Annotated in this window: 9 protein-coding genes and 1 pseudogene; 7 read left to right on the forward strand and 3 right to left on the reverse strand. The window is 66.7% G+C overall.

The features are described from left to right. The first annotated feature begins 21 nt into the window (after positions 1-21). From INTCA_RS08415 to INTCA_RS20640, 3 genes and pseudogenes are all read left to right on the forward strand, one after another. Positions 22-1,170, forward strand: coding sequence for a glycosyltransferase family 4 protein (locus tag INTCA_RS08415; protein WP_013492488.1), 1,149 nt, complete (start codon positions 22-24; stop codon positions 1,168-1,170). Further along, positions 1,167-1,916 carry a class I SAM-dependent methyltransferase gene (locus INTCA_RS08420; protein WP_013492489.1) on the forward strand — a complete coding sequence of 250 codons (750 nt, stop codon included), beginning with the start codon at positions 1,167-1,169 and terminating at the stop codon, positions 1,914-1,916. Before INTCA_RS08415 ends, INTCA_RS08420 begins: the two co-directional genes overlap by 4 nt. Next, positions 1,913-5,044, forward strand: a pseudogene (locus INTCA_RS20640) (DUF3367 domain-containing protein); the annotation flags it as partial. The gene INTCA_RS08420 and the pseudogene INTCA_RS20640, both read left to right, overlap by 4 nt. An 845-nt stretch (positions 5,045-5,889) precedes the next feature. On the opposite strand, the gene INTCA_RS20315 reads toward INTCA_RS20640, so the two are convergent. Both INTCA_RS20315 and INTCA_RS08430 read right to left on the reverse strand, forming a co-directional pair. Continuing rightward, positions 5,890-7,158, reverse strand: coding sequence for an acyltransferase family protein (locus INTCA_RS20315; protein ID WP_013492491.1), 1,269 nt, complete (start codon positions 7,156-7,158; stop codon positions 5,890-5,892). Then, positions 7,143-8,966, reverse strand: coding sequence for a hypothetical protein (locus tag INTCA_RS08430; RefSeq protein ID WP_148236539.1), 1,824 nt, complete (start codon positions 8,964-8,966; stop codon positions 7,143-7,145). Before INTCA_RS08430 ends, INTCA_RS20315 begins: the two co-directional genes overlap by 16 nt. A gap of 128 nt (positions 8,967-9,094) precedes the next feature. On the opposite strand from INTCA_RS08430, the gene pgfA reads away from it, so the two are divergent. Then, on the forward strand, positions 9,095-10,180 hold the full coding sequence (gene pgfA / locus INTCA_RS08435) for a cell envelope lipid trafficking protein PgfA (protein WP_013492493.1): 1,086 nt from the start codon (positions 9,095-9,097) through the stop codon (positions 10,178-10,180). 53 nt (positions 10,181-10,233) lie between these two features. On the opposite strand, the gene INTCA_RS08440 is transcribed toward pgfA, so the two are convergent. After that, on the reverse strand, positions 10,234-11,043 hold the full coding sequence (locus INTCA_RS08440; protein WP_013492494.1) for a class I SAM-dependent methyltransferase: 810 nt from the start codon (positions 11,041-11,043) through the stop codon (positions 10,234-10,236). Between the two features lie 137 nt (positions 11,044-11,180). Between INTCA_RS08440 and rpsA the strand changes: the two genes are divergently transcribed. From rpsA to coaE, 3 genes are all read left to right on the forward strand, one after another. Then, positions 11,181-12,662: a 30S ribosomal protein S1 gene (rpsA, locus tag INTCA_RS08445; RefSeq protein WP_013492495.1), complete on the forward strand. Its 1,482-nt coding sequence runs from the start codon at positions 11,181-11,183 to the stop codon at positions 12,660-12,662. A gap of 249 nt (positions 12,663-12,911) precedes the next feature. Then, positions 12,912-13,871: a glycerophosphodiester phosphodiesterase family protein gene (locus tag INTCA_RS08450; RefSeq protein WP_013492496.1), complete on the forward strand. Its 960-nt coding sequence runs from the start codon at positions 12,912-12,914 to the stop codon at positions 13,869-13,871. Positions 13,872-13,946: 75 nt separating this feature from the next. Then, complete coding sequence (gene coaE, locus INTCA_RS08455) at positions 13,947-15,149, forward strand: dephospho-CoA kinase (RefSeq protein ID WP_013492497.1); 1,203 nt, start codon at positions 13,947-13,949, stop codon at positions 15,147-15,149. The last annotated feature ends 32 nt before the right edge of the window (positions 15,150-15,181 follow it).

Raw genomic sequence — 15,181 nt, forward strand, 5'->3', positions numbered from 1 at the left:
CGCACGGCCCGTACTCCTCCCGTGCGCATCGCATTCCTGAACTGGCGCGACCTCACCCATCCGGAGGGTGGAGGCGCCGAGCGCTATGCCCAGACCATCTGTGGCGGCCTCGCGAAGCGGGGCCATGACGTCGTGTTGTTCTGCGCAGCCCATGGGGACGCTCCGGCCGAGGCTCGCCTCGATGGCTACCGAATCGTCCGCTCTGGAGGCCGGGCCGGCGTCTACCCAGCAAGTCTGATGCACATGCGGCGCGAGGCCCGTAAGGGCGGGAGCTTCGACGTCGTCATCGACACGCAAAACGGTCTGCCGTTCTGGACTCCGCTCGTCTCGAGAACGCGGGTCGTGTCCTTGGTGCACCACGTTCACCGTGAGCAGTGGCCGGTGGTCTTCGGCCCAGTCATGGCGCGGTTGGGATGGTGGCTGGAGTCGCGAGTGTCGCCGATCGTCTACCGCAGGACGCCCTGCGTCACGGTCTCCGATCGGAGCCGCGTCGAGCTCGTGGAGCTCGGTCGGCACCCGGATCTGGTGCAGGTCATCCACAACGGCACGGAGCGCCCGCTTGCGGTAGGCGTACCGCGGGCGGCCCGTCCGACAATGGTCGTCCTAGGACGTCTGGTGCCACACAAGAGGGTCGAGCTCGCCGTCGACGTCCTGGCGCGGCTGAGCCCACACCACCCCGATCTAGAGCTGCGCATCATCGGTGACGGGTGGTGGCGCTCCGAGATCGAGCGACATGCCGCGGCCTCTGGCGTTTCCGAACGTGTCCACCTACTGGGCTACGTCGACGAGGCGACCAAGCACCGCGAGCTGGCGCGAGCCTGGTTCGCGCTTGCCCCCAGCGCCAAGGAGGGTTGGGGACTCAACGTCGTCGAGGCTGCATCCCACGGGGTGCCCACCATCGCGCATCACGGAGCTGGCGGGCTCTCCGAATCCGTGCTCGACGGCGTCACCGGCGTGCTCGTGCACGATGTTGCCGAGATGGCTCAAGTCGCTGATCGTTGGCTGACAGACCACGCCTCGCGCGAGCAGTTCGGTCACAACGCCCAGACCCTGTCCCATCGGTACTCCTGGGGAAGCGCCGTTGACCAGTGGGAGGCCTTCTTGGAGACGCAGGTCTTCGGGGTCGACCGGAGCCTCGACGAGGTCGATCCGGAGGTGGCCTCGGCGTGACCGAGCACGTGCTCGCACCAGCGGGCTCACTGCGGCGCTCGGTCCAGCTCTTCAAGGCGTTCCGAGTCGAGCAGAGCGACCCCGACTTCTTCTACTCCATGCTCGCGCAGGACTCGCTCCGTGAACTACGGCGCTGGATGGACCTGGACGGGGCCACTGTCATCGACGTCGGCGGTGGGCCGGGCTACTTCGCCGACGCGTTCATCGCAGCCGGGGCGCGTTATGCGGGACTCGACCCCGATGTGGGTGAACTGACCGCTCGGGGCCGTACCACCAGCAATTCTCTCCGCGCCTCCGGACTCGAGCTTCCGTTCGCCACCGGGTCTGTCGACCTCGCGTACTCCAGCAACGTGCTCGAGCACGTGCCGACGCCCGAGGCCATGGCCGACGAGATGGTGCGCGTCACCCGCTCCGGGGGCACGATCGTCATCTCCTGGACCCCTTGGCTGTCGCCGTGGGGTGGTCATGAGACGGCGCCTTGGCACTATCTCGGCGGGCACCGCGCTGCCGAGCGCTACGCCAGGATCCATCGCCGACGACCGAAGAACGACTACGGCAAAACCCTATACGCCTGCTCGGTCGGTCGGATGCTGGCTTGGACTCGGCAGGCGAGCAGCCTGGGTCGGGTCGAGCTCGTGGAGGTGCTGCCCCGTTACCATCCGAGCTGGGCGAAGTGGCTGGTCCGCGTTCCCGGGCTGCGCGAAGTGGTGTCCTGGAACGCAGTCCTCGTGCTGCGTGCGCGATGACCAGAGCCGAAACGACGATTTGGCGCACGCGTCTTGTCGCTGCTTGTCTCCTCATCTCGGCGCTTTGCTTCCGGCAGGAACCGGGCCTCATCGTGCCCGACACGAAGCTGGACCTGACTGCGAACCCGGGTGCATTCCTTGCGCGAGCCTTGACTCTCTGGGATGACTCGTACCTGGGTCAACTGCAGAATCAGGCCTACGGATACTTCTTTCCTGTGGGTCTATTCCATGCAGCGCTCGACCAGGTCGGGCTTCCGGCATGGATCATCCAGCGTGCTTGGTGGTCGGTCATTCTTTGTGTCGCGTTCGTCGGTCTCTGGCGCTTGGCGACGGTCTTAGAGATTGGGCACCCTTGGACCCGGTATCTTGCCGCACTGCTGTTCGCGCTTAGTCCACGATTCCTCAGTGAGGTCGCCGTCACCTCAGTCGAGGTGTGGCCCATGGCGATGGCGCCGTGGGTGCTGGTGCCGCTGGTTTCCCCACGGCCGGCCCCTTTGCCGACCCGATTGACTCGCTCAGCAGTTGCATACGGCCTGATCGGTGGAGTCAATGCCGTGGCTACAGGCGCTGCGCTTGTGCTGCCGGCTTTATGGCTCCTCACGCGGCCAGGACTATTGCTTCGAATCTGGACCTTCACTCTGTGGCTCGCGGCGTGCCTCTTGGCAACGTTGTGGTGGCTGGTGCCCCTGGCAGTACTCGGCCAGTACAGCCCACCCTTCCTCGACTGGATCGAGGATTCTGCGGTGACCACGGGGACTGCGAGCGCGGTGACCGCACTGCAGGGAACCACGCCCTGGTTGTCATTTCTGACCTTGGACGGCGAGCCCAGCTGGCCCACCGGCTGGCTGTTTGTCACGCAACCAGTCCTCATTGTCGTGACGCTGCTCATTTCAGTCGGCGGTCTATTGGGCTTGGCACGCCGAGACCTTCCTTGGCGCGGGTGGCTCCTGTGTGGACTCGGGGTAGGCCTACTGGCCCTCACCTCAGGTTTCACCCGCGCGGCCCCGGGGCCCTTCGCAGATCAGCTGCGGGAGCTGCTTGACGGCCCCCTCGCGCCGCTGAGGAATCTCCACAAGTTCGAACTTGTCATCAGGATTCCACTGCTACTCGGTCTCGCGCATGTTCTCACCAAGGTGGGGAAAGACGCCTGGGCGAGAACTGGCCAAGTCGTTATGGCGGTAATAGCCGCGGTGTTCGTCGTCATCAGTGCGGCCCCAGGGCTCGCCTCAGCGCTTCCCAGATCCGGCTCCTACACGGCCATCCCGGGTTATTGGCATCAAACTGCAAAGTGGCTGGACGACAAAACCGAATTGGGCTCGGTGCTGATCGTGCCAGCAGCCCCTTTTGCTGACTTCTCCTGGGGTGCCCCTCGAGATGAGCCTCTCCAAGCGCTGATGAGTCGCCCCTTCGTTGTCCGTGACGCAGTGCCGTTGGGCGGCGCAGGCTCCATCCGGCTGTTGGACGAGATCGAAAGGAGACTGCGCAGCGGGTCGGGCTCGCCGGAACTGAGACGAAGCTTGGTAAAGGCAGGCATCCGGTTCGTCGTCGTGCGCAACGACTTGTCCGTGCAGGCCAGGACGGCGGAGCCAATTGCCGTTCACGAAGCCTTGCAAGAATCCGGTATCAAGCGAGTTGCGCTCTTCGGACCACCCGCAGGTAGCCCCTGGGAGACGGAGCACTTGACAGTGGACGAGCGGACCCTGCTGCCGTACCCGAGCGTCGAAATATTCGACGCCGGCCGAGTTGACGTCGCTGAGTACGTCCCTGCGTCTCGAATACGGGCCATTATCGGGGGGCCTGAGGACAGCGTGGCCACGGCTTCACTGCTCCCTGGAGGGTCAGCCGGCATCCACCCGGCTGACCTGGCTCCACTGACCGCCTTGGGGTTGCCGATAGGTGAGGTGCTGACCGATGGCCTACGTCGTCGAGAGGTTGCCTTCGGCAGGGCCAGCAACAACACCTCAGCAGTCCTGTCGGCTGGGGAACGAGGCCGTTCGGGACGACAGGTCATCGACTATCTGCCGCAAGGGACCCGCCCCCTGTCCTCGCTCGACTGGCACGGAGTCGCTGCCCTCACAGCGTCGTCATCAGCCTCGGACGCGACCGCGTCCATGCGCGTCGGACCCGGTTACGCACCGGCCGCCGCGATGGACGGTGATCTCACGACGAGGTGGGTGTCCGGGCGCTATCTCAAAGGGATCGGCGAGTGGTTGGAAGTGAACTTCCTCGAACCGATCGACCTTGAAGGAACAACAGCCGTGTTCTCGGACGACAGTCCGATCGAGGGGACGCCGACGAGGGTCTCGGTAACGACAGATCGAGGAACGATCTCGCAGGAAGTCCGACGTGGCGTGCCTTGGCGGTTACGCACTGCGGTTGGATCCACGACTCGCCTCAGGATCACGCTCGAGTCTGTGGCCGGGGGAACTGCCAGTGGCTTCGCTGTCGCGGAACTCTCAGTCCCAGGGGTATCCGCCCAGCCACGGATCGTCACCGAGCATGCTGCTACTGGCGCCCCCGACGTGGCACTGTTCCGGGTTCAGGATGTTGGGAGTTCGGGGTGCCACTTCGCGGGTGACCGGCCGCTCTGCGCGGCCGGGAGCGTCGTCGCCAGCGAGGAAGCGGGCGGCATTGCTCGCGAGTTCAGCATCGGTGCGGCCGCGGACTACACGATCGCAGGCAAGGTTCTGCCGCGCCCATCGGCGGAGCTGGCCCGACTTCTCAACATGCCCGGTACTGCGGTTGTCACCTCAAGTTCCAGCGCAGTCCCGGGGGCCGCGGGAAGGGCGGGCACCGTCCTGGATGACGACCTTGGCACCGGCTGGGTCGCGCATGAGAGTGACCTCATGCCACGGCTGAGCGTCACGATGCCTGAGCGTCGCCGCATTTCTGGGCTGCAGTTCCTGGTGGACAGCAACTTGGCGGGAAGTCGGCCGACACATGTGACATTGGACCTCGGCGATGGGCCGGTCACGCGCTCTGTTGATTCTGAGGGCTGGGTGGTGTTCAAGCCAGCCATGGTCGACGCCTTTACCGTCGATATGAGCAGCACTCGTCCAACCCAGAACGTGGATGCGCGGACCGGGTTCCGTAGGCACCTGCCCATCGGGATTTCGGAGTTGCGCGTGGCTGGTGCGCCGGAGCTGAGCCGCGCATTGCCACCCGGTCAGGTTGTCGAGTCCCCATGTGGTTTCGGGCCTGAGATCCGACTGGACGACTTCGTCCATACGACTCGAGTACGTGGGACCGTCGCGCAGCTGCTCAGGGGTGAGCCGCTCTCGTGGGAAGCCTGTGCTTCGGAACCGGTGCGGCTGAACCCTGGCAAGCACGTGCTGGTTGCGAAGGCAAGTTCGGAGTTCCGCCCCGAACGAGTATGGCTCGCCCGTGCCGACAGGGCATCGGCAAGTGCACGCTCACACACGCCGGCACCGAAGGTACTGCCCAGCGCCGCTGGTCTCCAGGTGCCCGACCGTTCCGAGGCCGGGATCCTCGTGCTGCGTCACAACTTCAACGCGGGATGGAGTGCTCATGGCTCCGACGGCAAGAATCTGGTTCCGGTCCGCGTCAATGGATGGCAGCAGGGTTTTGTCCTTCCCGCGGGGGCGGAGCTCGGAGTCGTTCCGGAGTATGCCCCGCAGGGCACCTACGTTTGGGGCCTGTTTGTCGGCCTGCTGACATTTGGCCTTGTCCTTGCGGCCGCGGTAGTTCCATTCCAGCGGATGACGGCAGTCGTGCCGCGCCGGGACCCGCGAGGCGAGGTGCTTGCGATCCTGGCGCTTCATGGCGCGTGCCTGCTGAACGCGGGCCTCGTAGGAGCCGCCGCCATCGCGTGCAGTCTGGGAGTGGGGGTACTCGCGCGGCGAGTGTCCTCGGTTCGACTGTGGTCGATGGGAGGGGTCGGCGCCGTGCTGGTGTGGCTCGTCGCGGCCCAACCGTGGGCGAACGGAGGAGCCGCTCTCAACTCCAGCTGGGCTCAGTTCTTCGCTTGGCTCCTGCCTGCGCTGGCGGTGGCACCTGCCACATGGCGTCGGCCGGCCGCTGTGCGAGGGCGTGCTGCCGTGTCTCCACGCCCAAGCATCATGACGGGGCGTTCGATGAACCTGTAACTGAGCCAGGCCATGGGGATCGTGAGAACCAAGGTACCCACGAGAAGTTGGAGGAAGTCTCCCCCGAAAGCCTCATGCTCGAGGAACAGCTCTACCAGCCCGAGTGCCACGAGGTGATAGGCGAAGATTCCGTAGGAGATGTCGCCCAGCCATCCCGCGATACCCGTCCCAAGATGTTTGACGAAGGGCGTCCGCAAGGCCTTGGGGTTGATCGCCGGGAGGACCAGAAGTCCTGCTATCGCGGCATAGCCGATGTTCTTGACCAGTGCAGACGTGAGCGTCGTCGCAGCCAAGTCGTAGGGACCTGCGATGCGGGTCGACATGAGCAGGTACAACGCCCCAGCAGTCGCAATGCAGGTTCCCGGGGCATTCGCAAGGTGGTCCAGCGAACTCTCTTTCCGTAGACCCATGCCTCTGGCGACGTTCCACACAGCAAGGATCATGCCCAAGCCGAACCACCCGATGAAGGCGGGTAGCCACAAATTCTGGTAACCCTCACCGCGGAGGAATGACCACACGATCCACGACAGGGATACGGGAACGGCCCACAGCAGTGCTCGGGACGCCCTTACCGACCACTGCCGCGGCTTGCCGGGAACCCACGCCAACCCTGCCGCGAGAAGAGGCAGCAGGAGGTAGAAGGCAACTTCGGCTGTCAGACTCCACATCTGCGTGAGACCAGGAACCGACGGACGCAGGCTGTAGACCTGGACAAATCCTCCGATGTACAGGTACTCGACGGGACCAATGGCGTCATGTGGCAGGAGCAGGTATGCGGCCAGCACTGCGATCCAGAGTGCCGGCAGGATGCGGAGGGCGCGATGCAGGAAATATCGCCTCATGCGCGGGGGAGAAGCAAGAGTCATCCTGGCCAAGGCGTGAGGACGGTACAGCAGGTATCCCGAGACAACGAAGAAGATCGGGACACCAACGTCGAGCCGGGCCAGAAGCCCCGCAAATGACCCATTGACGGATTCCCCGGAATGGAATCCCGCATGCGTTGTGACCACGGCCAGCGCTCCGACTGCACGAAGTCCGTCGAGGGCGGGAAAACGGTCCTTCCGGTTCGCGGAGCCGACGGGCTGTTCGGCAGTTGTAGATGACGGAGCGCTCGAGGAACCTATGATTTCGGCCACACCGTTCCTACCTTCGCCTCTGTGACACAGACTGGAGCCCCTTGGACGTGCCGCACCTCAATGGCCTGGACAGCTCTGCCCGAGAAGATCCACATGCGGTTGAGGCCTTCCTCCAGAACGACGGGCTGGGTCCGACCGCCCAAGGTTATGTCGACCTCGCCCGCTGTCCTGGTGTAGTAGGCCAACATCACTGGACGGCCGCCCAAGGACACCGGCTCCCCGAACGATAGTTGCGCAGGCTGGCCCGGTGCCGCCAGCCACCCGCAGTCGCGCAGCGGACCCTGACCGGCGTCTGCGACGACGTCCTTGAGATCAGCTGGGCGAAGGACCCCCAGCCCGTCGAAGATGTGCAGGTCTGACGAGGCCACGTTCCATCGGATGGGCAACCGATGGTCGGCCAGCACTCGGGACATCTTGTGGTCGGCCGCGAAGAAGGAGCCGATGACGCGCTCTGGGACAGGCCCGTCGAACACGTCGACCACACCGCGCCCCTCAGCCTGAGCCCTGGCTTCGGTCACGAACGACCTCGTATCGCGGCGTGCGGCTACCTCCGTCAATGACTGTTGTGTGATGACGGCGCTATTGGCGAACACAAAGATCGCCAGCGCCAGGAACAGATGGCGCAGATGCAAGAAGCGGGCGGTCAGTGGGTTGGGCCCAAGGTCAGTTGAGAGCAGGCAGGCCCCGATCGCGATTGCCGCGACGATGACGGACTCCGTGAAGTAGCGGGGATCCGTGGCCTGCTCGGGGCCGACCAGGTCGAGTCGGGTCAGGACTACGGCGACCGTGTCCACAAGGAAGACGACTCCAGTCGCCAGGAGTGCGAGCACGACCCGCCGCGGGCCGCCGACGACCACCAAGGCGATCACACCCACGACCACCACTTGGATGGCTAGGAATGCGGATCCCGAGGACGGTGTGAGAGCGATTGTGTCGGTCCCGCCCGTCGCGCGCCAAGGCCCTCCTGCCAACCCTACGACGAAGGCGAGCGATGCGTGTCGGAGCGCCGCGATTCCTTGCTCAGCCCTGATCCCTCCGTCGGAGACCTGAGTTCCCAGGTCAACGCGACTTAGAAACAGGGCGAGATAGCTCGCCAACATGATGAGCCAAGTCGCGATCACCCATCGCAGTCGAGAGATCGCGTCGGCAGTGGTTCGCCAGAGGGGGTCCAGGTTGCGGCAGGCTTCGACCAGGAGGACCACGATCAGAGCTGTGGGTGGCACGACGATGGCCTTCTCCCAGAACGCGAGACCGAACGCAAGAGCGGCGGCAATTCCCAAGAGGCCGCCCGCTGTGAACGCTCCTTGGTGGCGTGCGACGAGCCAGATCGTCGCGAGCAGCGAGATCTGGAGCGGCAGCGACTGGAGAGCTGCAGCCCACCAGAGGGTGGGCGTAACCCACATGGGCGTCAAGAGCAGGACCGTGATAGGCAGTAAGACTCCCCACCGGCGCCCGAAGAGCTTGACTGACGCCGCAACCACCAGGAGGACCTTGGCCAGCTCAAGGAAGAGCACGACAGAGGCTGCGGCCAGCCATCGGTGTTCAGAGAACTGCGCGACGCCCTTTGCCACCAACAGGGATCCGGGCATCAGGTGTCCGTGGTAGTCCTGCAGCAGGAAGCTGGCGCTGAGTCTCGTCGTGTCCGCGCGGTGCAGGTAGATGAAGTCGTCCTGCCAGAAGTAGGACTGGGAGAGCTGCCAGATCCGGTAGGCCAGCACCCCTGCGCCGATCGTCAGCACTGCCGCCATAGGACTCCAGTTCGGTCGACGACGTCCCCCGGAACTGGCAGTCGTCACCACTGTGGACATGAGGCCTCACCTCTGGTCGCGGAAGTTGCCCGTGCGCTGGTAGGCTCCGCCGCAGTCATGTTACTCACGCGTAGTAGGTAGTAACATGCAGCACGGACAGCGCCGTCACTCTAGTCGGGAGACCTCCCTTGCGTCGCATCCTCGGTGGCATTGCAATCGCTCTGGGCACCGCCCTGATCGTCCTGGGCTTCCTCGCGAACCCCTACGTCTACAACGCGCTCGCCACGGTCCCCCTGGACCAGAAGCCCGCGATCTCCGAGAGCGGAACCGGAGACTGCAGTGCCGAGGTGAACGACTGTTACACCTCGAGATCAGAGGGGACCGGGATGCAGGTCCTTCGACTCTGGTCGGACGATCAGGACAAGGCGCACTACGACAAGCTGACCGACGCCCACGTGCGGAGCACCCGCACCGTCATCGGCGTCCCCGGTGAGGTCCCCCAGGGGGACGACCGCACTGCGGTGTGGCAGACGGGCGTCAAGTCGGAGGCTGTCGGAGTTGGGGACCTGACCTACAGCATGGAGGTCGTCACCTTCGATCGCGTGACCGGAGAGGCCAAGGGGTCGCCCTTGGACGTCCGTTCGGCCGGTGACCTGGACGACCCGGAGAAGCTCGTGCCGGTCCTTCACGCGGGACAGTTCTTCAAGTTCCCGTTCAACGTCGAGAAGAAGTCGTACCAGTTCTGGGACGGGGACCTGAGCGAAGCGGTGGCCATCGAGTTCATCCGAGAGGAGAACCTCTTCGGCACCGAGACCTACGTGTTCCAGCAGTCCATCCCCTCCACGAGGGTGACCTCGAGGTCGGTCCCCGCCGGGATCTTCGACGCCACCGGTGACGACGTCGAGGTGGACGTCATGTACGCGAACAAGCGCACCCTGTGGGTGGAGCCCAACACGGGCATCATCGTCAAGGGTGAGGAGCAGCTGGATCGTTCGCTCGTCTCGGCGAACTACGGCACGGTCTACACGACGAAGGGCACGATCGGCTATGACCAGGCGACGGTCCTCGAGAACGCCGAGACCTGGGGCTCCAAGGGTCGACTCCTCGGCTTCGTCCGCGACACCCTGAAGCCGGTCGGTCTCGTGACCGGGGGGCTCCTGGTCGTGGTCGGCCTGGTGCTGCTGCTGCTCCGTCCCCGCCCGGCAGAGCAGGCCAAGGGCGTCGAGGGCCTCGACGGTCTGCGAACCAGTCGGAGCAAGGTCGCCCGCACCTGAGGCTCCGTCAGCAGCTGCGGGTGACCACCTGACGCTCGCGTCCTCGGCGTCCGTCAGGCGTGCAGCTCGCAGACGAAGACCGCGGTACCGGGGATGAGCCGACCGCGCAGTGGGGACCACCCTCCCCAGGTCTCGTCGTGTCCCTCGGGCCACTCCGGCTCCACGAGGTCCACGAGGCGCAGCCCCGCCCCGGTCACCTGTCGCACGAGCTCGCCCAGGGTCCGGTGGTGCTCCACGTAGGTAGCGCGCCGGGTCGAGTCCTGCTCGACGTAGGGGGTGAGGTCGAAGTACGAGTGGGTGGCAGTCAGGCCGCCGGGCCCGGGGTCGTCGTGGAAGGCCCACCGGATCGGGTGCGTCGTGGAGAAGACGAACCGTCCGCCGGGTCGCAGGACGCGCGCAGCCTCACCCAGCACCACAGCGGAGTCCGCGACGAAGGGGATCACCCCGTATGCGGTGAACACGACGTCGAAGGTGCTGTCCGGGAAGGGCAGAGAGCGGCCGTCGCACTGCACGAAGGGCACGCGATGCGGGGGCGGCAGGGCAGCGTTCACGCCACGACCCTCGCGGATCATCCCGGCGGACAGGTCGCTGGCGACCACCTCGCCGCCTTGCGCGCGGACCCAGCGCGCCCCCTGGCCCGAGCCGGCACCGATCTCGAGCACCCGGCGACCGGCGAGCTCGCCGAGCAGGCGTGCGTCGGCCTCGCGGAGCCGCTCCGGCCCCCAGACCAGGTCCTCGTCGCCGAGGAAGGCGCCGTGCTCGGCGTAGTACCCGGCCGCCTCCGAGTCCCACCACGTTCGGTTCGCCTGCACCGTCTCACCGGCAGCAGCCGGACGTCTCAGGGCCTCCGTGGGCTCGCTCACCGTGCAGCCTGCCTTTGACCGGCTCCCTCGAGCCCCGATAGGATGCTCGAGCACATTCGTGTGCTCAGATCACCATGTCCACACGGCGCCCCAGAGCCGCCACCAATCTCACTGTCCACAATCGGAGTTCCTACTACATGACTGCCAACACGGTCGAGAAGACCGCGCCTGAGGTCGCCATCAACGACATCGGCTCTCAGGAAGACATCCTTGCCGCGATCGACGCGACCATCAAGGACTTCAATGACGGCGACATCGTCGAAGGTCGCATCGTCAAGGTCGACCGGGACGAGGTCCTGCTCGACATCGGCTACAAGACCGAGGGCGTCATCCCCTCGCGCGAGCTGTCCATCAAGCACGACGTCGACCCTGGCGAGATCGTCAAGGTCGGTGACGAGGTCGAGGCCCTCGTCCTCCAGAAGGAGGACAAGGAAGGTCGCCTGATCCTGTCCAAGAAGCGCGCCCAGTACGAGCGCGCGTGGGGCACGATCGAGAAGATCAAGGAAGAGGACGGCGTCGTCACCGGCACCGTCATCGAGGTCGTCAAGGGTGGGCTCATCCTCGACATCGGCCTCCGTGGCTTCCTGCCGGCGTCCCTCGTCGAGATGCGCCGGGTCCGCGACCTCCAGCCGTACGTCGGCAAGGAGATCGAGGCCAAGATCATCGAGCTCGACAAGAACCGCAACAACGTGGTCCTGTCGCGCCGTGCGTGGCTCGAGCAGACGCAGTCCGAGGTTCGCACCACGTTCCTCAAGGAGCTCCAGAAGGGCCAGGTCCGTCAGGGCGTCGTCAGCAGCATCGTCAACTTCGGTGCGTTCGTCGACCTGGGTGGCGTGGACGGTCTCGTCCACGTGTCCGAGCTGTCCTGGAAGCACATCGACCACCCGTCCGAGGTCGTCGAGGTCGGCACGGACGTCACCGTCGAGGTCCTCGACGTGGACATGGACCGCGAGCGTGTCTCCCTGTCGCTGAAGGCGACCCAGGAGGACCCGTGGCAGCACTTCGCGCGGACCCACGCCATCGGTCAGGTCGTGCCCGGCAAGGTCACCAAGCTCGTTCCCTTCGGCGCGTTCGTGCGCGTCGAGGACGGCATCGAGGGCCTCGTGCACATCTCCGAGCTGGCCGAGCGTCACGTCGAGCTTCCTGAGCAGGTCGTCAACGTCGCGGACGAGATCTTCGTCAAGGTCATCGACATCGACCTCGAGCGCCGCCGGATCTCCCTCTCGCTCAAGCAGGCCAACGACGAGAGCGTCCCCGTGTCGGAGTTCGACCCGACGCTCTACGGCATGGCTGCCGAGTACGACGAGCAGGGCAACTACAAGTACCCGGAGGGCTTCGACCCGGAGACCAACGAGTGGCTCGAGGGTTACGAGACGCAGCGGGAGAAGTGGGAGCGGCAGTACGCCGAGGCCCATGCTCGCTGGGAGGCCCACAAGGCCCAGGTCGACGCCGCGAGCAAGGCGGACGCGGAGGCTGCGTCCAACGTGGGGATGGCGACGTCGTACTCGTCCGCGAGCGGTGGCTCGTCGGAGAGCCAGTCGACGCCGGCCCCCGCCGAGGGGACCCTGGCCTCGGACGAGGCGCTCGCCGCGCTTCGCGAGAAGCTGACGGGCAACTGACACCACCCGGACGTATGCCGCTGGGCTCGCTTGAGCGGTAACGCCCACTGAGCGCCCCGTTCCTCTCACTCCGGTGGGAGGGCCGGGGCGCTGTCGTACCCACGCTCCCCGCAGCTCACCGGCGCTCGATCTGGGGGAGCGGAGCGCGCTCCCACCCGGCCATGCTGTTCACCTGTTGTTCATCGGGAGTTCGCTCCAAAGACACCATGGCGGCGTGGAAGGGTCACCTGGCCCGATCAGCGTGGTTGCGTGCAGCAGCTCCTGGCTTCGCCGGACCCAGCGCTCCGGGCCGCCACCCCGGGGATGCCCCCGCCGCTTCCCGCCGACCGTGGGACCACGGGTCCAGATCGTCCCCGGCGGTGGCCGGGTCGTCAGCTGGACATCCAGGGACACCGAGGCGCGCGGGCCCTCGTCGTCGAGAACACCATCCCCAGCTTCCTCGCCGCGTTCGACGCAGGCGCGACGGGCGTGGAGCTCGACGTCCGGCTGACGGCCGACGGGCAGGTGGTCGTCTGGCACGATCCCCGGATCGAGGCCGAGAAGTGCCGACCCACCGCCGAGGACCTCATCGGGGCGCGGGTCGACGAGCTGACTCTGGAGCAGCTGCGGACGATCGACGTCGGCTCGCGGCGTCTGTCCGCGTTCCCTCGCCAGCGTGATGTCCCGGATGCCCGGATCGCGACGCTGCCCGAGGTGCTCGAGGTCGGTCGCGACCGGGCTCCCGAGGTCTGGTGGACGATCGAGCTGAAGGTGGACCCGACAGAGCCGGGGGTCAGGGAGACCAGGGGCCGGCTGCTCGACGGCGTCCTGGAGGCGGTCGCTGCGGCCGGTACGGCTCGACGGTCGCTGATCCACTCGTTCGACTGGGCGGTCCTCGAGCTCGCGCGTGATCAGGCGCCCGAGCTGCAGCGCTCGGCGCTGGTCGTCACCGGGGTCACCTACACCGACGGGTCGCCCTGGCTCGGCAGCCTCGACTGGCGCGAGCACGGCGACGACCTGGCCGGAGCGGTCGCCGCCGTGGGCGCCCACGTCGTGTCGCCCCACCACGGTTCCGTCGACGCCGACCTGGTGAGCCGGGCCCATGACCTCGGGCTCGGCGTCCTGCCGTGGACGGTCAACGAGCCCGACGACCTCCGGCGCGTCGTCGCCGCCGGGGTGGACGGTCTCATCACCGACGACCCGGAGCTCGCGCTGTCCGTCGTGGGCTGACCCTCGACTCCGGTGCCACCCTGGCTCCGACCTGGCTCCGCCCCGGGGCGGGAACGATGCCGTAGCGTGTCGGCCATGCTGCGCGTCGGAGTGACCGGAGGCATCGGCTCGGGCAAGTCCACCGTGGCCCGTCGCCTCGCCGAGCGGGGCGCCGTCGTCATCGACGCCGACCAGGTCGCGCGCGAGATCATGGAACCCGGCGAGCCGGTGCTCGAGGAGGTGCGGACGCGCTTCGGGGACGGCGTGATCCGTCCCGATGGCACGCTCGACCGAGCTGGCCTGGCGGGCATCGTCTTCACCGATCCCGGTGCGCTGGCCGCCCTGGACGCGATCACCGGCCCGGCGATCGGCCGCCGCGTCGCCCGGCGCCGTTCAGAGGTGCCTCCCGGAACGGTCTCGGTGTTCGACATGCCACTCCTCGTCGAGCGGGGGCTCTGGGTCCACGAGCACGTGGCCGTCGTCGTCGAGGCGGCGCTCGAGACCCGGGTCCACCGCCTCGTGGACCAGCGCGGGCTGGATGAGCAGGACGCGCGCAACCGGATCGCCGCCCAGGCGTCGGACGCGGAGCGCCGCGCCGCGTGCGACATCGTCCTGACGAATGACGGGACGACGTCGGAGCTCGCGGACGCCGTCGACACTCTGTGGCGCGACCGGCTCGCCCCGTGGAATGACAACCTCGTGCACTCACGACCCTCACGCAGGCCCGACCGTGGGGCGGTCGTGGCGCCCCGCAGCGACTGGGGCGAGCGGGGCGCTCGCTTGGTCGCCCGGGTCGCCCACGCGCTCCGGGACGTCAGCGCGGTCACCGAGGTGGAGCACATCGGCTCCACCGCCGTCCCGCACCTGCCCGCCAAGGACGTGCTCGACCTCCAGGTCGGGGTGCGCGACCTGGAGATCGCCGACTCACCCGCCTTCACCACCGCCATGCGGGAGGCCGGACTGGTCCGCTTCGCGCACCTGACGAGGGACTCGCCACAGCCACCCGACCTCGACCCCGACGGGTGGCCCAAGCGGGTGTACGGCTCGACCGATCCCCTGAGCATCGCGCACGTCCATGTGCGCCGGACCGGTTCACCGGGCTGGCGGCTCGCCCTGCTCTTCAGGGACTGGCTCACGCACGAGGTCGAGGGGCGCGACTCCTATGCCGCCGAGAAGAGCCGGTTGCTCGCCATGGACGACCGCACCTCCGCCTACGCAGCAGCGAAGGAGCCGTGGTTCGCCGCTGCCCTGCCCCGGGCGGAGGCCTGGGCGACGGCAACGAGCTGGTCCCCGCGCTGAGGTCACCCGCGAGCGCTGGGGAAGTCAGCGGC

The sequence above is a fragment of the Intrasporangium calvum DSM 43043 genome (genome assembly GCF_000184685.1).
Taxonomy (GTDB): domain Bacteria; phylum Actinomycetota; class Actinomycetes; order Actinomycetales; family Dermatophilaceae; genus Intrasporangium; species Intrasporangium calvum.